General features: G+C 43.5%; 16 protein-coding genes and 1 tRNA gene. 10 read left to right on the forward strand and 7 right to left on the reverse strand.

Going from position 1 to position 22008, the window contains the following annotated elements; all coding sequences use genetic code 11:
- The first annotated feature begins 8 nt into the window (after positions 1 to 8).
- From yidC to B5D48_RS06140, 7 genes are all read left to right on the forward strand, one after another.
- Positions 9 to 1895: a membrane protein insertase YidC gene (gene yidC, locus B5D48_RS06105; RefSeq protein WP_023937561.1), complete on the forward strand. Its 1887-nt coding sequence runs from the start codon at positions 9 to 11 to the stop codon at positions 1893 to 1895.
- Positions 1896 to 1975: 80 nt separating this feature from the next.
- Positions 1976 to 3865: an amidophosphoribosyltransferase gene (locus B5D48_RS06110; protein WP_036888828.1), complete on the forward strand. Its 1890-nt coding sequence runs from the start codon at positions 1976 to 1978 to the stop codon at positions 3863 to 3865.
- 67 nt (positions 3866 to 3932) lie between these two features.
- Positions 3933 to 5012, forward strand: coding sequence for a glutamine-hydrolyzing carbamoyl-phosphate synthase small subunit (carA, locus tag B5D48_RS06115; RefSeq protein WP_023937559.1), 1080 nt, complete (start codon positions 3933 to 3935; stop codon positions 5010 to 5012).
- A gap of 453 nt (positions 5013 to 5465) precedes the next feature.
- Positions 5466 to 8693 carry a carbamoyl-phosphate synthase (glutamine-hydrolyzing) large subunit gene (gene carB, locus B5D48_RS06125; RefSeq protein WP_023937557.1) on the forward strand — a complete coding sequence of 1076 codons (3228 nt, stop codon included), beginning with the start codon at positions 5466 to 5468 and terminating at the stop codon, positions 8691 to 8693.
- Positions 8694 to 8720: 27 nt separating this feature from the next.
- Positions 8721 to 10217: an IMP dehydrogenase gene (locus tag B5D48_RS06130; protein WP_023937556.1), complete on the forward strand. Its 1497-nt coding sequence runs from the start codon at positions 8721 to 8723 to the stop codon at positions 10215 to 10217.
- An 11-nt stretch (positions 10218 to 10228) separates the two neighbouring features.
- Entirely contained in the window at positions 10229 to 11149 is a 921-nt protein-coding gene (gene miaA, locus B5D48_RS06135; RefSeq protein WP_023937554.1) for a tRNA (adenosine(37)-N6)-dimethylallyltransferase MiaA, read from the forward strand.
- A 473-nt stretch (positions 11150 to 11622) separates the two neighbouring features.
- Positions 11623 to 11694: transfer RNA gene (locus B5D48_RS06140), tRNA-Arg, on the forward strand.
- 110 nt (positions 11695 to 11804) lie between these two features.
- On the opposite strand, the gene B5D48_RS06145 is transcribed toward B5D48_RS06140, so the two are convergent.
- From B5D48_RS06145 to serC, 7 genes are all read right to left on the reverse strand, one after another.
- The gene (locus tag B5D48_RS06145; RefSeq protein WP_036888827.1) at positions 11805 to 13103 is read right to left on the reverse strand and encodes a lytic transglycosylase domain-containing protein; all 1299 of its coding nucleotides are present in this window, start codon (positions 13101 to 13103) and stop codon (positions 11805 to 11807) included.
- A 22-nt stretch (positions 13104 to 13125) separates the two neighbouring features.
- Complete coding sequence (locus tag B5D48_RS06150; protein WP_143742818.1) at positions 13126 to 13632, reverse strand: DUF5683 domain-containing protein; 507 nt, start codon at positions 13630 to 13632, stop codon at positions 13126 to 13128.
- A 241-nt stretch (positions 13633 to 13873) separates the two neighbouring features.
- On the reverse strand, positions 13874 to 14758 hold the full coding sequence (locus B5D48_RS06155; RefSeq protein ID WP_023937547.1) for a ParB/RepB/Spo0J family partition protein: 885 nt from the start codon (positions 14756 to 14758) through the stop codon (positions 13874 to 13876).
- Positions 14755 to 15531, reverse strand: a complete 777-nt coding sequence (locus B5D48_RS06160; protein WP_023937545.1) for a ParA family protein — start codon at positions 15529 to 15531, stop codon at positions 14755 to 14757. Before B5D48_RS06160 ends, B5D48_RS06155 begins: the two co-directional genes overlap by 4 nt.
- A 185-nt stretch (positions 15532 to 15716) precedes the next feature.
- Complete coding sequence (locus B5D48_RS06165; RefSeq protein ID WP_023937834.1) at positions 15717 to 16964, reverse strand: DUF1015 domain-containing protein; 1248 nt, start codon at positions 16962 to 16964, stop codon at positions 15717 to 15719.
- Positions 16965 to 16991: 27 nt separating this feature from the next.
- Positions 16992 to 17912, reverse strand: coding sequence for an NAD(P)-dependent oxidoreductase (locus tag B5D48_RS06170; protein ID WP_023940233.1), 921 nt, complete (start codon positions 17910 to 17912; stop codon positions 16992 to 16994).
- Positions 17913 to 18082: 170 nt separating this feature from the next.
- Positions 18083 to 19153 (reverse strand): 3-phosphoserine/phosphohydroxythreonine transaminase, encoded by a 1071-nt coding sequence (gene serC, locus B5D48_RS06175; RefSeq protein ID WP_023937830.1) that lies wholly within the window; start codon positions 19151 to 19153, stop codon positions 18083 to 18085.
- A gap of 745 nt (positions 19154 to 19898) precedes the next feature.
- On the opposite strand from serC, the gene cas4 reads away from it, so the two are divergent.
- From cas4 to cas2, 3 genes are read left to right on the forward strand one after another with little or no spacing between them, the layout of a single operon-like run.
- Positions 19899 to 20408: a CRISPR-associated protein Cas4 gene (cas4, locus tag B5D48_RS06180; protein WP_036888678.1), complete on the forward strand. Its 510-nt coding sequence runs from the start codon at positions 19899 to 19901 to the stop codon at positions 20406 to 20408.
- Positions 20405 to 21421 carry a type I-B CRISPR-associated endonuclease Cas1b gene (gene cas1b, locus B5D48_RS06185; RefSeq protein ID WP_023937824.1) on the forward strand — a complete coding sequence of 339 codons (1017 nt, stop codon included), beginning with the start codon at positions 20405 to 20407 and terminating at the stop codon, positions 21419 to 21421. The genes cas4 and cas1b overlap by 4 nt, the downstream gene beginning before the upstream one ends.
- Positions 21421 to 21684, forward strand: coding sequence for a CRISPR-associated endonuclease Cas2 (gene cas2 / locus B5D48_RS06190; RefSeq protein ID WP_023937823.1), 264 nt, complete (start codon positions 21421 to 21423; stop codon positions 21682 to 21684). Before cas1b ends, cas2 begins: the two co-directional genes overlap by 1 nt.
- Positions 21685 to 22008 lie beyond the last annotated feature (324 nt).

A 22008-nucleotide genomic window follows, 5' to 3' on the forward strand; every position in this document is an offset into this window, starting at 1 on the left:
CCCACTCGATGGATAAGAATACCCTTTGGGGAATGCTGCTGATCGGTGCTATCATCATCGGTTTCAGCATTCTGAACAAACCGGAAGAGACTTCCCCGGTAATAGACAACATTCCACAGAGCGATACCATTGCTCTTTCACAAAAAGCACAACAGACGCCAGCCACAACTCTGCCGATGGATAGCCTCTCGGCTGACTCCGTACTTCTGTCCTCCTCAATGCAAAAGTATGGAGTCCTATCCGGTGTTTCTGTTGGAGAATCTCGTCAGATAACTCTCAAAAATGAACTTTTGAGCATTGCCTTCGACACAAAGGGGGGATCCCCCGTACAGGCCGAACTGCTACAATATAAGGCACAGGAAGACAAACCTCTATACCTCTTTGCCAAGGAGGATATAAGAGTTAATCTTCCCCTTCTGACCATAGATAACAGATTGGTAAATACCGAGGATCTTTATTTCTCTGTGCTCAATGCCTCCGATACCAGTCTCACGATGCGTCTGCCAGTGGACAGTCTATCCCATATGGATATCACCTACACACTGCCTCGCAATGATTACAGATTGGGTATCTCTATCAGGGGAGAGGGGCTGAATAGGCTTCTGCCTGCAAATATGAGTTTCCAAGATCTTGAATGGACTCAAAAAATGCGCACCCAGGAGAAGTCATGGAAATTTGAAAACCAGTACACTTCCATATACTACAAGTACAGAGGAGGTGAAATGGAAAGTCTTTCGCCTACCAAAAATGAAGCCAAAGAAAATATCAAGGAGCCTATTCGATGGATTGCATTCAAGGATAAATACTTTAGTACAGTACTTATATCCGACAACGATGCTTTTGAGAACAATATATTTGAGATCAAAACATTTGCAGAGGACAGCGAATACACCAAGGAATGTAGTATGCGTACCTCGTTCCCCTTCAGTGTGAACGACAACTCTCAAGCAGAATTTACCCTCTTCCTTGGGCCTAATGACTACAACTTGCTGCGTGGCTACGATGCGGAACTCTCGGGAAACAAAGAGAGCTTGGAGTTGGATCAACTGGTATATTTGGGTGCGAGCGTATTCCGCTGGATCAACCAGTTCTTGATTATTCCGACTGTCAATCTCCTGAGTGGTTTTGTATCCAATTGGGGTATTATTATCCTTCTTCTCACAATCCTGATCAAACTTCTCTTGTCTCCTCTGACCTACAAAAGCTATATGTCTCAGGCCAAGATGAGAGTTCTAAAACCACAAGTGGAAGCCATCAATGCAAAATATCCGGGAAATGAACAAAGCATGATGCTCAAGCGAAATCAGGAAACGATGTCCCTCTACAGGGCTGCTGGAGCCAGCCCGATGAGCGGATGCTTGCCGATGCTACTCCAAATGCCTTTCCTCATCGCTTTATATATGTATTTCCCAACATCCATACTTCTCAGGGGGGAAAGTTTCTTATGGGCAAAAGACTTGTCTACCTACGACCCCATCCTGTCTTGGGATGTACACATACCGATTATCTCCACCTACTTTGGCAATCACATCAGTTTGTTTTGTTTGCTGTGGGCCATCACCAACGTCATCTACACCAAGTATACGATGAGCCAAAGCTCTACCGGTCAGGCTCAGATGCCAGGCTTTAAGTATATGCCCTACATCATGACTGTGATGTTCCTTGTATTCTTCAACAGCAATTCGTCCGGCCTATGCTACTACTACTTCATATCGACTCTCATCACGATATTGCAGTATATTTTCTTCCGATTCGGCATCAATGAAGAAAAGCTCTTGGCTAAGATGGAAGAAAACAAAAAGAGGCCACAGAAAAAAAGCAAATGGGTGGCTCGCATGGAACAACTCCAGAAGCAACAGCAAGAGCTTCAAAGACAACAACGAAAAAGGAAATAAGCCTCGACAAAACCGGGCTGCATCGAAACGCTTTTGTGCCGATGCAGCCCGGTATGCATAATGGCACAGATCATCATACAATGGAATCTCTCAAGCACGAATGCGGTGTAGCCATGATACGGCTACGGAAACCTCTGCCTTACTATCAAGAAAAGTACGGCTCTTGGCTCTATGGACTCAACAAGCTCTACCTCCTCATGGAAAAACAGCACAATAGAGGACAAGAAGGAGCGGGGCTGGCTGTGGTAAAACTACGTAGCAAACCGGGTGAAGAATACTTGTTCAGAGAACGGGCTGAGGGGAGCAATGCCATCACGGAAATATTTGACAGCGTGCATAAGCACTTTCGTGAGTTCGACAAGTCTTTGATGGAAGATGCCTGCTATGCCCAAGACTGCATCCCCTTTGCCGGGGAATGCTATATGGGGCATCTTCGCTACAGCACCACAGGTAAATCGGGCCTCACCTATGTACACCCCATGATCCGCAGATCCAACTGGAGGGCAAAATGCTTGGCTATTTGTGGGAACTTCAATTTGACAAATGTCAAAACCATATTTGACGAAATAACCTCCACAGGACAACACCCGAGGATCACAAGTGATACACATGTGTTACTGGAGCAATTGGGTCATCGTTTGGATCGAGAAGTAGAGAGATTGTTCCGCATCAGTAAAGACGAACATCACCACAGAGGTATGGAGATCACACATTTCATCGAGAAGAATATCGAGATGAAAAATGTTCTTTCCAGTGCAGCTCCTCTTTGGGACGGAGGGTATGTGATGTGCGGAATGACGGGCAGCGGAGAGCAATATGCCCTACGAGACCCCAGAGCAATACGCCCGGCTTTCTATTATATAGATGACGAAATCGTAGTTTTGGCCTCAGAACGACCTGTCATTCAAACCGTAATGAATGTGCAGACCGAAAACATTGTAGAGCTAAAGCCGGGAGAAGCCCTTCTGATCAATCAACAAGGCAACCCACGCATAGAGCAGATATTGCCAGCACTGGACAACAAGGCATGTTCTTTCGAGCGGATCTATTTTTCCAGAGGTAGCGACTCGAATATATACAAGGAGCGCAAAGCTCTCGGTCGAGCCCTGACCCCGGATATATTAACGGCTATCGGTTATGATTTGGATCACTCTGTCTTCTCGTTCATTCCTAATACAGCGGAAGTGGCCTATTATGGGATGTTGGAGGGGCTGACCGAATATCTTACTGAGGAAAAGATACAGAAGCTGCAAGCCTTGGAGACAAAAGACAAAGAAGCCATTCGAGCTATTATCGGCAGACAAATACGAACCGAGAAAGTCGCTATCAAGGACATCAAGCTACGAACCTTCATCACAGAAGGAAAATCAAGAGAAGATTTGGCTGCTCATGTCTACGACATCACCTACGGCAGCGTTACTCCATTTGTGGACAATCTGGTTGTGATAGATGACAGCATAGTGCGAGGGACAACGCTAAAGCAATCCATCCTGAAGATATTAGACAGGTTACATCCGAAGAAAATAGTTGTAGTATCCAGCTCTCCTCAAATTCGCTATCCGGACTATTATGGCATAGACATGAGGAAAATGAGCGAGTTTATCGCTTTCAAAGCGGCCGTAGCTCTCATTCAGGAGCGAAAGATGGAGAGTTTGCTCGGAAAAGCCTACCAAGAGGCTTTGGAGCTGCAAAAAAAGCCATTGGAAGAGTTCGTCCCGAATGTAGTCAAGTCTTTGTACAAACCGTTCTCTGCAAAAGAAATCTCAGACAAAATTGTTGATCTGCTACGTCCTTCAGAAGTACAGACTGAAATAGAAATCGTATACCAAAGTATCGAGGGCCTACACTCAGCAATCCCCGGGCATCCCGGGGACTGGTATTTCACCGGCGACTTTCCTACCCCCGGCGGAGCACATTTGGTAAACGAAGCATACATAAACTACTACGAAGAAAGTTTCCTCCGCAAGTAGGATATTTCCTCTCCTCTTCTCCTCCCCCCAAAAAGCATAAAAAAACAAACCCACTCACAATACAGCAATGCAAGCAGTACGTAAAGCAAGCCTGATCTTACAAGACGGAAGTCGGTATGATGGTTACTCATTCGGCTACGAACAATCCACCTCAGGCGAGGTTGTATTCAACACGGCTATGAATGGCTACAATGAGAGTCTGACCGACCCAAGCTATAAAGGGCAAATAATGGTTATGACTTATCCTCTGGTCGGAAACTATGGTGTTCCCTCCAGAGAAAAGGATAGCTATGGACTCCCCTTGTACATGGAGAGTGACTGCATCCATATGAATGGGATTATCGTCTCGGACTATTCTCAAGAATACAGTCATTGGAATGCACAAGAAAGCCTATCCGACTACCTCAAAGAGGAGAAAGTTGTGGGGATCGCCGGGATAGACACAAGAGCTTTGGCCAAACATATCCGAGAGTATGGGACCATGAATGGCAAGATCATTTTCGATAATGAGAAAGAGGAAAGTATTCCCTTTGCAGAACCCTCTCGACAAAATTTGGTGGCAGAGGTATCAACAAAAGAAGTGATTACCTACGGACAGGGCAAAAAGCGCATCGTGCTTGTCGATTGTGGAGTAAAAGCAAACATCATACGCAAACTGATCACCTCGGAAACAACTGTTATAAGAGTTCCTTGGGATTATGATTTTCACCAGCTGGAATACGAAGGACTTTTTATAAGTAATGGACCCGGTAGTCCGGAAGTTTGTAATATTACTGTCGATAATATTCGCAAAGCCTACAAACAGGACAAACCTATTTGGGGTATTTGCATGGGACATCAACTAATGGCATTAGCTGCAGGAGGGAAGATATACAAGCTAAAGCATGGTCACCATAGCCATAATCAGCCCGTAAGACGCACAAGGAGCAACGAGTGCTTTATCACCAGCCAAAATCACAACTTTGCCGTAGACAGCTCTTCTCTCGGAACCGATTGGTATGAGCTCTACACAAACCTGAACGATGGATCGAATGAGGGAATTTCCCATAAAAGCAAGCCTTTCTTCTCCACTCAATTTCATCCCGAGGCTTGTGGGGGGCCGACAGATACGATGTTCATCTTTGACGAATTTCTGTGCTCTTTATAATTCTTACCTCATGATGAGATACTATCTAAAAGGGTACTCACCCAAAAGTAAAACGGTTATTCTCCTAAGAATTCTGATCATACTTCTTCCGGCCTGCGGGATAATTGGCTTGGGATCGAATATCCATTGGGATTCCATCGGTTTGAACCGGAACTTTTACCCTATTTGGATCAACTGTATCTTGCTACCATTTATATTTTCTTTCCATCGTTCCGAAATAATTATAGATGAAAAGCTGCAAACATATCGGTTTGCACATTTTTCATGGGGTACACGTTTCACCCAACCGTATGCATTAGATAAGTATCGAAATGTCGAAATCGTCAATGAGAAAAAAGGAGAGGTGAAACTAAATTTGAAAAACGGAAGCGCATCCTACTTCTATATGGATGCTCCTGAGGCATTTGCGGAAAAAGTAAACGGACTTTTACAGAAAAAACTTTAACAACGACCATGGTAGATAAAAGCAAAATAAAAAAAGTGCTTTTGCTCGGTAGCGGAGCTCTCAAGATAGGAGAAGCAGGAGAATTCGACTACTCCGGCTCACAAGCCCTCAAAGCTCTCAAAGAAGAGGGTATAGAAACGGTGCTTGTAAACCCGAACATCGCTACAGTACAGACTTCGGAAGGGGTAGCCGATCAAATCTATTTCTTGCCAGTCACCCCATTTTTTGTAGAGAAAGTAATAAGCAAAGAGAAACCGGATGGCATACTATTGGCATTCGGCGGACAAACGGCTCTCAATTGTGGTGTAGAACTCTACAAATCAGGCATTTTGGAGCGCTACAACGTTCAGGTATTAGGGACTCCCGTACAGGCCATCATTGACACAGAAGATAGGGAACTGTTTGTAGAAAAGCTCAACGAAATAGATGTCAAGACAATCCGTAGCGAAGCTGTGGAGAACATAGAGGATGCCCGCAGAGCAGCCCTTCGCTTGGGGTATCCTGTAATCATTCGTGCCGCTTACGCTTTGGGAGGATTAGGCAGCGGATTTTGCGATAATCAGGAAGAGCTTGACCAACTATGCGAAAAGGCCTTTAGCTTCAGCCCACAGGTATTGGTAGAAAAGAGCCTCAAGGGATGGAAGGAGATCGAATATGAAGTGGTGCGTGATGCCTATGACAACTGTATCACTGTCTGCAACATGGAAAACTTCGACCCTCTTGGTATTCATACCGGAGAGAGTATCGTGATCGCTCCTTCTCAAACACTCACCAACAGTGAATATCACAAACTGCGCGAGCTGTCTATCCGGATTATCAGACACATCGGGATCGTAGGTGAGTGCAATGTACAATATGCATTGGATCCGGAAAGCGAAGACTACAGAGTCATCGAAGTAAACGCTCGTCTCTCCCGCTCTTCAGCCTTGGCCTCCAAAGCTACGGGCTATCCACTGGCCTTTGTTGCAGCAAAATTGGGGTTGGGATATGGTCTTTTTGAGATAAAAAACAGCGTTACCCGCACCACTCCCGCCTTTTTTGAGCCTGCACTCGACTATGTCGTTTGCAAAATTCCTCGTTGGGACCTCGGCAAATTCCATGGAGTATCTCATCTGCTCGGTAGCAGCATGAAGTCTGTGGGTGAAGTAATGGCTATCGGACGCAACTTTGAGGAGGCTATCCAAAAAGGATTGCGCATGATTGGGCAGGGTATGCATGGATTTGTTGGAAACAAAGAACTTACCATTCCGGACATAGACCAAGCCCTAAGAGAACCCACCGACTCCCGAATCTTTGTCATTAGCAAGGCTTTCAGGCAGGGTTATTCTGTAGATAAAATACACGAACTGACAAAGATTGATTGCTGGTTTCTCCACAAATTGTACGGCATAGTCCAAACAGCAGAAGAGCTGGAATCTTCGAGCTGCTTAGAGGATGTATCCGATGACTTGATACGCAGAGCTAAACAAATGGGCTTCTCCGACTTTCAAATTGCAAGAGCAATCTACAAGAGCGAAGCTTCGGAGATGGAGCAAAAAACAAATGATGTACGGTGTCGACGCAAACAGTCGGGAATTCTGCCCGTTGTCAAACGTATCGACACATTAGCAGCCGAATTTCCTGCAGCAACAAATTATCTCTATCTCACCTACAATGGTACGACACACGATATTGAGTGCCAGCAGGATTTCAACTCTGTTGTAGTGCTTGGCTCCGGAGCCTACCGCATCGGTAGCTCTGTAGAGTTCGACTGGTGTGGGGTAAACGCTCTACAAACAATACGCAAAAATGGTTGGCGATCGGTGATGATTAACTACAATCCGGAAACGGTAAGTACGGACTACGATATTTCCGATCGGCTCTATTTTGACGAACTCACATTCGAGAGAGTAATGGATATTCTCGAATTGGAGAACCCACACGGAGTGATCGTCTCTACCGGAGGACAAATACCCAACACTCTGGCGATGCGCTTGGATGCTGAGCAAGTTCCCATTTTAGGAACAACAGCCCAAAGCATAGATAATGCAGAAGATCGGCACAAATTCTCGGCAATGCTGGATGGCCTGCACATAGACCAGCCTCGCTGGAAAGAGCTGAGCTCACTTGCCGATATAGACGAATTTATCAAAGAGGTAGGGTTCCCAGTTTTGGTACGCCCCAGCTATGTACTCTCCGGTGCAGCAATGAATGTCTGCTCCAATGAGGGAGAATTGCATCGCTTCTTGGAGCTTGCGGCTAATGTATCTAAGCAGCACCCGGTGGTAGTAAGCCAATTTATAGAAGGGGCCAAAGAAATAGAAATGGATGCTGTGGCCAAAAACGGAGAGATCATCGTGTATGCAATAAGCGAACATATAGAGTTCGCCGGAGTGCATTCTGGAGACGCTACAATCCAGTTCCCTGCACAAAAGTTGTATGTAGAAACCGTTAGGCGGATCAAACGTATCAGCAAACAAATTGCCACAGCACTGAAGATCAGTGGCCCATTCAATATCCAGTTCTTGGCCAAAGGAAATTCTATCAAGGTTATTGAATGTAATTTACGGGCTTCGCGTTCATTCCCCTTCGTGAGCAAAGTACTCAAAATCAACTTTATAGATCTGGCTACAAGAGTCATGTTGGGTCTCCCCGTGGAACGACCATCGAAGAATGAATTTGATCTCGACTATGTGGGAATCAAAGCTTCGCAGTTCTCTTTCACCAGATTGCAGAAGGCAGACCCAGTACTTGGTGTAGATATGACCTCTACCGGAGAAGTGGGCTGTATAGCCGATGATACGGATGAAGCAATATTAAAGTCTATGCTCTCTGTTGGCTACCGTCTGCCCCAGAAAAAGATTCTCCTCTCAACTGGAGGATACAAACAGAAAGTCGATTTGTTGGAGGCAACTCAGTTACTCATAGAGAAAGGATATGAGTTATACGCCACAGATGGTACCCATCGTTTTTTGGCAGAAAATAATATCCCTTCTACCAGAGTCTATTGGCCAAGCGAAGAAGGACAACCACAAGCACTTGACCTACTACACAAGAAAGAGATAGAGCTGGTGGTGAACATCAACAAAAATCTTACCGCCGGAGAACTAACCAATGGATACAAACTGAGGAGAGCTGCCATAGACCTAAATATCCCTCTCATCACAAATGCGCGTTTGGCTTCAGCCTTTATTCATGCTTTCTGCAAAATAGGATTGGACGATATACGCATCAAAAGCTGGAACGAATACAAATAAGAACCTCTTACCAACTATCCCTATCATATGGCTAAATTCATCAATGAGGTATCTCGGACCTTCGGCGAATACCTCTTTATACCAGGTCTTACGACAAGTGAATGCACTCCCGACAATATCTCTCTCGCAACTCCCTTGGTAAAATATGCCAAAGGACAAGAACCAAAAATCAAGCTCAATATCCCCTTCGTATCAGCCATTATGCAATCTGTGTCCAACGATACTTTGGCCATAGAATTAGCTCGGAATGGTGGTTTGTCCTTTATTTTCGGCTCACAGACGATCGAGTCTCAGTCAGAGATGGTGCGAAAAGTGAAGAAGTTCAAAGCCGGCTTTGTGACAAGCGATTCTAATCTGACTCCCCATGATACCTTAGCCGATGTGCTTCGGCTTGTGCAAAAAACCGGACACTCCACCATAGGGATTACTGCAGATGGAACACCCAATGGTAAGTTAATGGGAATAGTAACGAGTCGAGATTATCGCCTTAGTACAGACCCTCTCGACAAGAAGATCGAAGACTTCATGACTCCCTTTGAACGGCTCACTTACGGAAAATTAGGGATCTCGCTCAGTGAAGCTAATGACATCATATGGGAACACAAACTCAATACCCTACCCATCATAGATGAAGGAGGTCGACTGATTTACTTCGTTTTCCGAAAAGACTACGACAGTCACAAAGAAAATCCTCTGGAGCTATCCAACAAAGAAAACAAAACCTTATTGGTTGGGGCCGGTATCAATACTCGCGACTATCAAGAGAGAGTGCCTGCTCTGGTAGAAGCCGGAGTGGATATTGTGTGTATCGATTCCAGCGATGGCTATTCCGAATGGCAAAGAAATACTATCAAATGGGTAAAGGAACAGTATGGAGACCGCTTACCTATTGGAGCCGGTAATGTTGTAGATGGAGAGGGTTTCCGTTATTTGGTAGAAGCTGGGGCAGACTTTATCAAAGTTGGTATCGGTGGTGGTTCTATCTGTATCACCCGAGAACAGAAAGGAATAGGTCGTGGGCAAGCAACAGCAATCATCGAAGTTGCCAAAGAACGAGATCGCTACTACGAAGAAACCGGTATATATATTCCCATTTGTAGCGATGGTGGTATCGTGCATGATTATCATATGACCTTAGCTCTTGCCATGGGAGCAGATTTTCTGATGATGGGGCGTTATTTTGCTCGTTTCGATGAATCTCCCACAAAAAAAATGAAACTGGGAAATAACATTGTCAAAGAGTATTGGGGAGAAGGATCTTTCAGAGCTAGAAACTGGCAACGGTATGACAGTGGAGGACAAGAGAACCTCAAGTTTGAAGAAGGGGTAGATAGTTACGTCCCCTACGCAGGCAAAATGAAAGATAATTTGGCTACTACACTGGGAAAAATCAGAGCCACAATGTGCAGCTGTGGAACAACTACCTTAGCCGATTTGCAAGCCAATGCGAAAATAACACTCGTCTCCAGTACCAGCATCGTAGAGGGTGGAGCCCATGATGTGATATTAAAAGAAAGAGGTTAATAGAGCATCTGATGATCACCATACTCGGCCCGACAGCTTCAGGCAAAACTGCTTTAGCCTCCCGATTAGCACACCTTTTAGGAGCGGAGATTATTAGTGCAGACAGCAGGCAGGTATACCGAGGAATGGATCTGGGCACAGGCAAGGACTTAGCCGACTATGAGGTGGAGGGAACAAAAATTCCCTACCATCTCATAGACATACTGCCAGCTGGTGAGAAGTACAACCTACATTGCTATATGAGGGACTTCCACCATGCCTATCATCAAATTAAGGAGAAAGGGAAACCGATTATCCTATGCGGAGGTACAGGACTATACATAGAAGCAGTACTCAAGGGGTATCATCTGCCTGAAGTTCCTGTCAATCCTGGCTTGAGAGAAAAATTATCTGGCCTCAGTGCAAAAGAACTGAAAGATATACTTGCTTCCTACGGACCACTGCACAATACAACAGATCTGGACACCGAGAGACGTACCATACGAGCCATAGAAATAGCTGATTATATACACAGACAAAAGCAAATAGAAGAGAAAGTCTATCCTCCCATCCCTTCAGTCATTCTTGGTACTTCTGTGAGCCGAGAATTAAGACGTTCTCGCATATCTCAAAGGCTCACACAGCGACTAAACGAAGGCATGCTCGATGAGGTCCAAAAGTTACTTAACAGTGGTATTAACGCTGAAGATCTTATTTATTATGGTCTTGAATACAAATACTTAACTCTGCATCTCATCGGGCAACTCCCCTACTCTGATATGGTGAGCCAACTTGAAACAGCTATACACCAATTTGCTAAAAGGCAAATGACCTGGTTTCGAGGAATGGAAAGAAGAGGACTTCATATTCATTGGATAGATGCCTCTCTAAGTCTTGCCGAGCAATTGGAACAAGCAATAGAACTGATACAGAAAAACAGTAGAGACGCCTGAAGCTGTCTCATCCTAAAGGACGCCCGTCGTGCCGTCTGTTTTGACTTTATTCTTATTGATGTAGAATAGGATTTTGAATGTACTGCGCATAAGTTTTTCGTGTATTATGTGAATGGTTTGACGTGTGTTATGAGGTTATGAAAATATTCTCTCGATAGTCTCTCAAAATCTCTCGTCACTTTTGGAGGTAGATTGTATTACTTTCGGAAACACTGATTTGTACTGAAAAAGTTGACAGTGGGCGTGCTTGAATTTATTAGATGTTTATGCACTCTTTTCTTACTTCTGTTTCGGGTTTACACCTGTCGACTCAGACTTCTCAAAAGGTTTACACTGGCAGATTTAGCCCTTTGTCCGGAATTCATCTTAGCGTACAATTTGGGAGCGATTTCCAAATTGCAGGTTCAAAATGTCGAAAAGGACACACAGAGTCATTGCTTTTTTGTACTTTCGCAAAGCTGTTAAGGAAAGGCGCCTCTGTAGTTCAACGGATAGAACGTGGGTTTCCTAAACCTAAGATAAGGGTTCGATTCCCTTCGGAGGTACAAAAATGTCAGACGCCACCATCCCTTTCTCGGCCCTGTCCTTAGGATTGAAAGGAGCTCTTTCTCTCTTTTTATCTCATCTTTGATCTACTTCTGAAGCTTGGGGGCTTTTAGCGTACCCGTATTCTCATTCCCGGTTTCAACCGTCCAGCTCTTACTCCATTTAGTCGTCTTAACTTCTGAACAGAAGTTCCATAAGTACGAGCTATATGCCCCAAAGTATCCCCTTTACGTACCCTATGATATTTGCTCGCAGATCTGTCTCCCACTTCCACAATATGCTGCTCCAGACCTTCTCTCTTCATATTCAAATCAGGAGAACAGAGAGAATCCCTCTGCTTATCAAGGGCTGAAGCAGCTGACATAGGGAGCAAAATGGGATATGGTCGAATATGCCCGGGAACAATCCCTCTGCGATATTGTGGATTCAGAAGTTTGAGATCAGACTCCGGTACTCCGGAGAGTTGCTCAATACGCTTAAAATCTACTATCTGACGCAACATCAAAGTATCAGTAGCTAAGGGTACACCCATTTCACGAGGGCAAATATTGTGTTCACTATGATAATGCATAGCATAGTATGCCCCGATAAAAAGAGGTACATAACGTCGGGTCTCCTTAGGTAAATACGGGTAAATGGCCCAAAAGTTTGCTTTCCCACCTGCAGAGCGGATTGCCCTATTAACATTTCCAGGCCCACAGTTATATGAGGCAATAACGAGGAGCCAATCTCCATATATTTGGTACATATCCTTGAGATAGCGACAAGCAGCCTCAGTACTCTTTTTAGGGTCAAGTCTCTCATCGATCAAGCTATTTACCGTAAGTCCATATATCTTAGCCGTAGCCAACATAAATTGCCACAAGCCGGAAGCTCCAGCTGGCGAAACAGCAGTGGGATTGAGTGCACTCTCTACGATAGTAAGATATTTGAGCTCAGTAGGTAGGCCATGCTTATCCAAGGCCTCTTCTATCTGCGGGAAATAGAGATCACCCAAGGTAAGCATCGAACGTAGCAAAGATCTGCGTCGCTCGACATACAACTCAACACAATCCTTGACGACAGGATTGAAAGTTACGGGTATCACAGTTGGAAGTTTACTCAATCGATCAATATACACAGAGTCCGGAGTCGTAGGAATAACAGTACGCTCATCATCTTGACATGGTCTAAGAGACCTGCCGGATTGTGTGCGACGTGAGTAGCCTTTGAGCCACAACTCCAAGAGTTGCTCCAACTCCTCATCGAGGCTATTAGGCAGAGAAATATGTTCGCTCGGCAAATCTTGTCCCACATCCCGGATGGAATCGGAATCAGAAGCACGGGCTTCCTGTCGGGAGAAAAAAACAGCAAGAGCGGATATGATAAAAACAATAGTCAGGCGGACATGGTATTTAGAAGTAGGCACAAAAAAGGAAAAGATATGATTATTAAAAACTAAATCGACAAGCAAGACCACACCGAAAGCCTTCAAAAGAAGAACTTCCCAAACTCGGCTGTATCTGCATAGACAAGTCGGGGCTTATGTCAAAGCGGTATAGTTCAGCATCTACATAGGCATCCAATATGTTGAGCAAATAAATACCAAGGGCAGCTATTATGCTTAGGTCTCTCTGTCTCCGATAGGTATCCATACCTCTGCGCAAGCGATCTTTCAACTGCGGATTATTTAAATACTCTTCCGGCTTGGCATTGAATGGCAAATAGTCCTGCCATGAAGTATGGGCAAGAGGGTCGGGTCCGGTGTAATCTTTGAAAGCCTGCACATAATCCGTATATGTATCATTATTCCACAGAATAGCGTAGGCACAAGTGGCAGCGGCTCCCCAAACAATCGGGAGCTTCCAATATTTTCGGTTATAGATCTGGCCTCCACCCGGTAAGATGGCAGAACAGAGTATTGCAATTTTAGAGTTGGGATAACGTGATCGATTCACCGAAAAAGTAGGTCGGACAATTTCAGAAGAAAAGGAAGAAGCCAAAGAATCTCTTGTTCCGAAATTATACGAGAGAGGATCTAAATTTTTCGACTCAAACAGACCTATCTCAAAAGAAGAATGAGATACAGCATGGGAGGGAAAGCCAAAGAAACACAGCAATACAACCAAGCTGAACAGCAAAAGGAGTGGCTTGCGAAAGGGATTGTTTATGAAAGTCGAATAACTCATTAGAGATATACTATCTACTTATATTTTCCAGCAGGAGCATGATACGCTCCAGCTCCTCTTCATTGTCAAAAGCAATTGTCAATTTCCCTTTTCCTTTAGTTGTGGTTTGCACTTTCACATCTGTCTTGAACACAGAAGACAAATGATTGGCCAAATCAGCAAACGGAGAATGAGGGCGATTGGCAGGTCTCTCCTTAGGAGTTGTAGTAGAAGGTTGAGATGCTCCGGATTCTATCTCACGAGCCATTTCTTCCACCTGACGTACACTCAATCCTCGTTCCAATATCTGCGCATAGAGGGCTATCTGTAGCTCTGGATCCGATAAGTGCAGCAAGGCTCTGGCATGCCCCATATCGACTTTTCGCTGAGTAAGACCAAGTTGCACCTCTGCCGGCAACTTGAGCAATCTTAAATAATTGCTAATGGAAGCTCTTTTCTTTCCCAATCTATTGCCCAGTTCTTCATGAGTCATGTGGTAGCCTTCCAACAGTTTCTGGTAGGCTAAAGCAACTTCGATAGGATTGAGATCTTCTCTCTGGATATTTTCCACAAGAGCCATCTCCATTATCGTCTCATCCTCAGCCGTACGGATATAGGCAGGGATAGTAGAAAGGCCAGCCATTTGGGACGCACGCCAACGACGCTCTCCCGAAATGATCAAATACTCCATATTACCCACTTTTCTCAGGGTAATCGGTTGCACCAATCCTATTGCCTTGATTGAGGCTGCAAGTTCTTCCAAAGACTCTGTATCAAAAGTCCTACGAGGCTGATCAGGATTGGGTTTGATTCGACTTATTTCTATTTCTGAGATAGAGGAAGAACCTACAGGTTCGGATTGTAACAGTGAGTCCAACCCCCTGCCCAAAGCTTTTTGGGGGAACTTCTTGCTCATGCTTGTTTCTTCTTGTGTTTGTTTATCAATTCCACAGCCAGTTGCATATGGTTAATTGCACCTCGGCTATCAGCGTCGTACAATAAAGCAGGTAGACCGTGACTGGGAGCTTCACCCAGTTTGATATTACGCTGTATTACTGTATTGAAGACCAAAGAAGAGAAATGTCGTTTGACATCTTCATAGATCTGATTGTTTAGGCGAGTACGCGAATCGTACATGGTGAGTAAAAAGCCCTCCACCTCCAGATGAGGGTTAAGGCGTTCCCGGATAATCCCGATTGTCTTGAGCAACTTACCAATGCCTTCCAGTGCAAAATATTCGCACTGTACCGGAATAATAACGGAGTCCGAGGCAACCAGAGAATTTACTGTAATCAGACCCAACGAAGGCGAACAATCTATAAGGATATAATCATACTGATCTACGACAGGGGCCAGACATCGTTTCAAAACATACTCGCGTTCCTCTAATTCGAGCAATTCGATCTCAGCTCCTACCAAATCAATATGAGAGGGCAGAACCCACAGTCCTTCTACCGGACCGGGCAATATGGTATCGCTCACACAAGAACTTCCACTAAGACACTCATATATAGTAGGCTGACCGGCCGAAACATCAAGCCCCAATCCAGAAGTAGAATTGGCCTGAGGATCCATGTCTATCAACAAGACTTTTCTTTCCAAAGTCGCCAAAGAAGCAGCCAGATTGATCGAAGTAGTCGTCTTCCCGACTCCCCCTTTCTGATTAGCCAGAGAGATTATCTTACCCATTGTATCTTCTTTCTTTCAACATCCCCAAAGCTACTCAAAACCATACAAACAGACATCATGCAAACATCCAATAAATACCAACATATTGAGATGCAAACAACTATAATTTCGACTAAAAGCAGAAAGAGGGTGCGCTTTTTGAAGCGCACCCTCTTTCCCTATTCGGTTAATTATTCAAACGTCGCTTAGCTCAACTTGTGTATCACAAGTCCTGAACGCAACTTCGGCTCAAACCAAGTCGTCTTCGGAGGCATGATATTGCCTGTGTCAGCAATGTCAATCAACTGTTTCATTGATACAGGATAAAGAGCAAGAGCTACACGCATTTCTCCGTTATCCACACGACGCTTAAGCTCTTCCAATCCACGAATACCACCTACAAAATCTATGCGCTTATCCGAACGCAAATCCTTGATTCCCAGTATTTCATCGAGAATATGATTAGAGCTGATAGTCACATCCAGCACCCCTATGGGGTCGTTGTCATCGTAAGTACCGGGCTTAGCTGTGAGAGAATACCACTTTCCGGAAAGATAAAGAGAGAAATTGTGCAAACCAGCAGGATGATAGATTGCTTCACCTTTGCACTCTACCGTGAAGTGAGATGTCAGCTTATCAAGAAACTCTTCGTCGCTCAAGCCATTGAGATCCTTTACAACACGGTTGTAGTCAATGATAGTAAGCTGATCGGCAGGGAAACAAACAGCCATAAAGTAGTTGTACTCTTCATCTCCCTTATGATTGGGATTCTGTTTGGCTTTCTCGGCTCCCACCAAGGCAGCAGCAGCCGATCGATGGTGGCCATCAGCTATATAGAGAGCTGGCATTTGGGCAAAAAGCTCTGTGATACGCTGTATGTCAGCCTCCTCATCTACCACCCAAAAATGGTGACCAAAGCCATCGAGTTGAGCAACAAAGTCGTATTCGGGTTCGCGAGCAGTGTACTTTCTTACTATTTTATCCAACTCTGTATTTTCGGGATATGCAAAAAATACCGGCTCGATATTGGCATTATTGACACGCACATGCTTCATGCGGTCCTCTTCCTTGTCTCTGCGCGTAAGCTCATGTTTCTTAATCACACCATTCATGTAATCTTCCACATAAGCACATACAACCAGACCATACTGTGTCTTTCCATTCATAGTCTGTGCATAGACGTAGTAGTTCTCCTTGCCATCCTGCACAAGCCAGCCCTTGTCCTGAAACATTTGGAAGTTCTCGGCTGCTTTTTCATACACCTTGGGCTCATGCTCATCTGTACCTACCGGGAAATCGATTTCAGGACGGATAATGTGGTAAAGAGACTTTTCATTGCCTTCTGCTTCTTTGCGAGCTTCATCACTGTTAAGCACATCGTATGGGCGAGATGCAACTTCCGTAACAAGCTCACGAGGCGGGCGTATCCCTTTGAAAGGTTTGATTATTGCCATTGTACAATCTTTTTTGCAAGGTTGATTTTAATTTACTCGGAAAGTTTCATCACCATTCTTGATGAACTTCACGATTTGCTCGGCAGCAGCTAACCCGGCATTGATATTAGCTTCAGCTGTCTGAGCTCCCATCTTCTTGGGAGTTGCATAGTAACGACCTTCAAAAAGTTCGCACATCTTATCATGACAAGCGGGCTGTATATCAGTCAGATACTTCATATCAGTACGTTCTTTCATGATACGTACCAAATCCTCTTCGTTAAAAACTTCCTTGCGAGCAGAATTCAAGATAATGGCTTTCGCTGGCATCTTACTCATACATTCATAGTTCACGCAACCTTTGTTTTCAGGGCGAGAAGGTGTATGCACTGATACAATCTGACATTTTTCAAAAAGCTCTTGTTGAGAATGTACAGGGATTACGCCATCGGCTTGGATCTGCTCATCTGTACGACGAGGATGATATGCGTATACTTCACAACCAAAGGCCTTGCAATACTCAGCCACCAACTTACCGATATGTCCGTAGGCCAAGATACCCACCTTTTTACCTTTCAGTTCATTGCCACTGGCTCCATTAAACATCCCACGCAAGCCATATATCAGCATTCCAATACAGAGCTCAGCTACGGCATTCGAATTCTGCCCCGGTGTATTCATCACACAAACGTTGTGAGCAGTGGCAGCAGCACAGTCAACATTGTCATATCCGGCACCGGCACGCACCACGATTTTTAGATTTTTGGCGGCATCAAAAACTTCGTTGTCTACAATATCAGAACGAACAATAATAGCATCCACATCAGCCACGGCATTGAGGAGCTGCGATTTCTCCGTATACTTTTCGAGCAAAGTCAATTCAAAACCAGCCTTTTCGATGATCTCTCTGATACCATTTACGGCTACCGGAGCAAAAGGCTTTTCGGTAGCAATCAATATTTTTGCCATTTGAAGATAATTTAGTTGTGATGGTTTTTCTGTTATCAAGAAGATGACTTCAAATTCTTCTATGGTGTCTATCTATCACCAACACGCTTGAGAAGTTAAGTCATACACAAAAAAAGAATAGGGGAAGGACATATCAATGATATACCCTACCCCTACATTAAGAGAAAGAATTAGTGTTTCTTTTCAAATTCCTGCATAGCAGCCACGAGAGCTTCTACACTGCTCTTAGGCATAGCATTATACAAAGAAGCACGGAAACCACCTACAGAACGGTGTCCTTTGATACCCATCATGCCACGTTCTTTGATCGCAAAGTCAGCAAATGCAGCTTCCAGCTCTTTGTATTCTTCCTTCATCACAAAGCATACATTCATCAAAGAGCGATCTTCCTCTGCAGCTGTACCTACGAAGAGACGGTTGCGATCAATTTCGTTATAAAGAATAGCAGCCTTTTCCTCGTTTAGCTTTTGCATGGCTTTCACTCCTCCCATTTCCTTATACCATTTGAGGGTTTGCAATGCAGAGTAAATGGGAAGTACAGGAGGAGTGTTGAACATAGAATCCTTTTCTATGTGTGTACTATACTTCAACATTGTGGGGATGGGACGTTCAACCTTGCCCAATGCATCCTTACGTACAATAGCAAATGTAACACCGGCAGGAGCAAGATTCTTCTGTGCACCACCATAAATGATATCATACTTGCTGATATCGATAGGACGGCTAAAGATATCCGAAGACATATCGCAGATAAGACGAGCCTTTACATCCGGATCCTTACGAATTTCCGTACCATAAATGGTGTTATTGGATGTATAGTGGAAATAATCCACATCATCCGCTATAGTGTAGTTTTTGGGGATGTAGCTATAGTTTTTATCCTTGGAGGAAGCAACAACATCTACTTCACCGAACAATTTGGCTTCTTTGATTGCCTTGCTAGCCCAAGTACCTGTATCGAGGTAAGCAGCTTTTGTGCGGAGCATGTTGTACGGAACCATGCAGAACTGCATACTAGCACCGCCTCCAACAAACACGACTTCATACTCTGCTGGGATATCTAACAGCTCCTTGAAAAGCTGATTCGTCTCAGCCATCACAGCATCAAATTCTTTACCACGGTGAGATACCTCCAGCAAAGAAAGGCCAGTACCGGCAAAATCCAACACAGCATCGGCTGTAGCTTTGATCACTTTTTCATTCAGGATAGAAGGCCCTGCATAGAAATTGTGCTTCTTCATAATGAATTGCTTTGTTTTTGTTTGGTTATTATTTATTACTTACAAACTTATCTCTTGCAAATGCTCCCCTGAGGATTCCCCATTGAGCGCAACAAAGATACCAAAGAATAACCATATACCAGATGTTCATTAAGGAGGAAAATTTCATCCACTTCTAATAGCTTCCGAATTTGATGCCGTGGATCTTTCACACATCAGTCACGAACAAACAAAAGAAGAGAAATCTTTCACAAGATCGCACAATGCCTACTTCTTCCGTTGCTGGATAAAAAAGGAACATTTTTAAAACAATTAAAAAAGGCCTTCTCAGAACAAAAGAGTGGATATATTGACGATCTTTTTTAACTTCACCGCAGACGAGGAGTTAGAAACAAACTATTTTCCGAGGGAGACCCTATATGATCCTCCCAAAAGTTATTGAATTAAAGCTCCTCTATCAGGAAAAAAGAGTTCGCCATAGCAAAAAAACTACAAGAGAGATCGTAACAAAAAAAAGAAAATTCCAGTCACTCCCCCGCAATGTACAAGAGGTTACGACAATATCCATTCTCGTATAGGAGGTGTCAAAAATCACATCACGAATTCTATAACCTATCCTTTCGCCCTATGAATATCGACTATGATCCTCGTAAAGAAAGAGTAAGGAAAACATACGATTGGATGCTTCAATTGGACTTCGCTTGGAAAAGTTCGCAATAGAACCAAAGAAAAGGATTACAAGAAACATTTCTACAACACTACAGCTATGTTCATCACCGGGACACATTTTAACTACTACCAAGTTTGCCGTAGGAAACTATGGTTATTTTCAAGTGGAATCACCATGGAGCACACTTCTGATTTGGTCTATGAAGGGAAATTAATCCATGAAACGGCATACCCTCAGCGAGCAGAAAAATACGAAGAGCTACAGCTGGATGGAATCAAAATCGATTTTTATGATGCCAAAAACAAAGTTGTTCATGAAATCAAAAAATCCAACAAGATCTCACCAGCACATCGCCTTCAACTACTCTATTACTTGTATGTATTGGAACAGAATGGAATATTTGGAGCAATCGGAATATTGGAATATCCCTCTTTGAGAAAAAAAGAAGAGGTCTTACTCTCTGATGTAGATAGAGAGAAAATCAAAAAAATAGAGATTGAAATTCAACAACTCATCAATCAAGAACAATGCCCTCCTCCAATTGAGTCCTCGATTTGCAAAAGATGCAGCTACTATGAATTTTGTTTTTCTGGAGAAGAACTATGAAAAAGACATACTATTTATTTAATCCCGGAGAATTGTCAAGGAAAGACAATACTCTGCGCTTCGTGCCAACTGAAGAAAATGAAAATGGTAATGAGCAAATTGGACAAGCCCGTTACATCCCAGTTGAATCAGTGAGTGAATTCTACGTTTTTGGCTCTCTAAGGGCCAACAGTAGCCTATTCAATTTTCTTGGAAGCAATGACATTCCCATACACTTCTTTGACTACTACGAGAACTATACAGGTTCATTTATGCCCCGCGATTTCCTTCTATCTGGGAAAATGCTTTTAGCTCAAGTCTCAACTCACAAGAATAAAAAGAAACGGCTCCAGCTTGCTCAAAAATTTATCTCTGGAGCCGCTTTCAACATGCAGAAGAATCTAGCCTATTACAACAATCGAGGTAAAGATCTACTCCCCGTAATAGAACAGATCAACAAATATGTATCAGTACTGAAGGAGACGAAGACTATTGAAGAGTTAATGGGACTTGAGGGCAATATCAAACAGACCTATTACAGTGCTTTTAGCCTTATCATAAACGACTTTCAAATGGGAATAAGGAGCAAACAACCACCGCAAAACGAGGTAAATGCTCTCATCTCATTCGGAAATATGATATGCTACACGTTATGCTTAAAAGCAATTCATCAAACACAGCTGAATCCCACAATAAGTTTTCTGCATAGTCCAGGAGAAAGACGATACTCTCTATGTTTAGATATTTCGGAAGTGTTCAAACCTATCTTGGTTGATCGAACGATTTTCAAAGTCCTCAACAAACAAATATTACAAGAAAGACACTTCGACAAGCAATTGAATAAATGTATTCTGAACCCTTCTGGGAAAAAGTTATTCATACAAGCTTTTGAAGATAGACTAAATGAAACTATCCAACATAGAAAACTTGGTCGCTCAGTAAGTTATAGACATCTCGTCAAACTTGAGTGCTATAAAATTGTCAAGGATATACTTGATATAGAAGAATATAAACCCTTCAAAATGTATTGGTAATGTATATCATACTCGTATATGACATAGGAGAAAAGCGAGTTGGCAAAATGCTAAAGTTGTGTCGCAAATACCTAAACTGGATTCAGAACTCTGTTTTTGAAGGTGAGATATCCAAAGTCAAACTTCTCGAGCTGAAAGGATTAGCCCAAAAGCTAATGGACAAAAGAGAGGATAGTCTCATTATCTTTGCATCAAGACAAGAACGTTGGTTAGAAAAAGAAATAATCGGTAAGGAACGATGCTCCACTGATGTTTTTCTCTGATTAAACTCGGTTGGCTTGTCGAAGTAAGGGAAAGAAAAAAACAGTTCTACAAAAGAACCTTAGGCGATCTTTGAAATATTTGATTGTTAAGCAGATAACTAAGTCGTCATAGTCTCGGTAGTACTCTACAAATGCACTTCGACAACTTTAAGACACAAAAAACGAATTCTTCTGTAGCAAGAACCCTTTGTTAATAAGGGAAATAACTGGTATTTTTGACGGCTCTCAATCGCACCATATTGGAATTGAAACGTGGGCGCGAAGAATGCCGGGTCACAGACTGGGAACCTCTCAATCGCACCATATTGGAATTGAAACCTATAA

Origin of the sequence: Porphyromonas crevioricanis, from assembly GCF_900167225.1 — a bacterium.
GTDB lineage: Bacteria > Bacteroidota > Bacteroidia > Bacteroidales > Porphyromonadaceae > Porphyromonas > Porphyromonas crevioricanis.

Bases quoted from the DNA above. Each gene is read 5' to 3' on its own strand.
- yidC (WP_023937561.1), top strand. From the start codon at position 9: ATGGATAAGAATACCCTTTGGGGAATGCTGCTGATCGGTGCTATCATC.
- B5D48_RS06110 (WP_036888828.1), top strand. From the start codon at position 1,976: ATGGAATCTCTCAAGCACGAATGCGGTGTAGCCATGATACGGCTACGG.
- carA (WP_023937559.1), top strand. From the start codon at position 3,933: ATGCAAGCAGTACGTAAAGCAAGCCTGATCTTACAAGACGGAAGTCGG.
- carB (WP_023937557.1), top strand. From the start codon at position 5,466: ATGGTAGATAAAAGCAAAATAAAAAAAGTGCTTTTGCTCGGTAGCGGA.
- B5D48_RS06130 (WP_023937556.1), top strand. From the start codon at position 8,721: ATGGCTAAATTCATCAATGAGGTATCTCGGACCTTCGGCGAATACCTC.
- miaA (WP_023937554.1), top strand. From the start codon at position 10,229: ATGATCACCATACTCGGCCCGACAGCTTCAGGCAAAACTGCTTTAGCC.
- B5D48_RS06155 (WP_023937547.1), bottom strand. From the start codon at position 14,758: ATGAGCAAGAAGTTCCCCCAAAAAGCTTTGGGCAGGGGGTTGGACTCA.
- B5D48_RS06160 (WP_023937545.1), bottom strand. From the start codon at position 15,531: ATGGGTAAGATAATCTCTCTGGCTAATCAGAAAGGGGGAGTCGGGAAG.
- B5D48_RS06165 (WP_023937834.1), bottom strand. From the start codon at position 16,964: ATGGCAATAATCAAACCTTTCAAAGGGATACGCCCGCCTCGTGAGCTT.
- B5D48_RS06170 (WP_023940233.1), bottom strand. From the start codon at position 17,912: ATGGCAAAAATATTGATTGCTACCGAAAAGCCTTTTGCTCCGGTAGCC.
- serC (WP_023937830.1), bottom strand. From the start codon at position 19,153: ATGAAGAAGCACAATTTCTATGCAGGGCCTTCTATCCTGAATGAAAAA.
- cas4 (WP_036888678.1), top strand. From the start codon at position 19,899: ATGTTCATCACCGGGACACATTTTAACTACTACCAAGTTTGCCGTAGG.
- cas1b (WP_023937824.1), top strand. From the start codon at position 20,405: ATGAAAAAGACATACTATTTATTTAATCCCGGAGAATTGTCAAGGAAA.
- cas2 (WP_023937823.1), top strand. From the start codon at position 21,421: ATGTATATCATACTCGTATATGACATAGGAGAAAAGCGAGTTGGCAAA.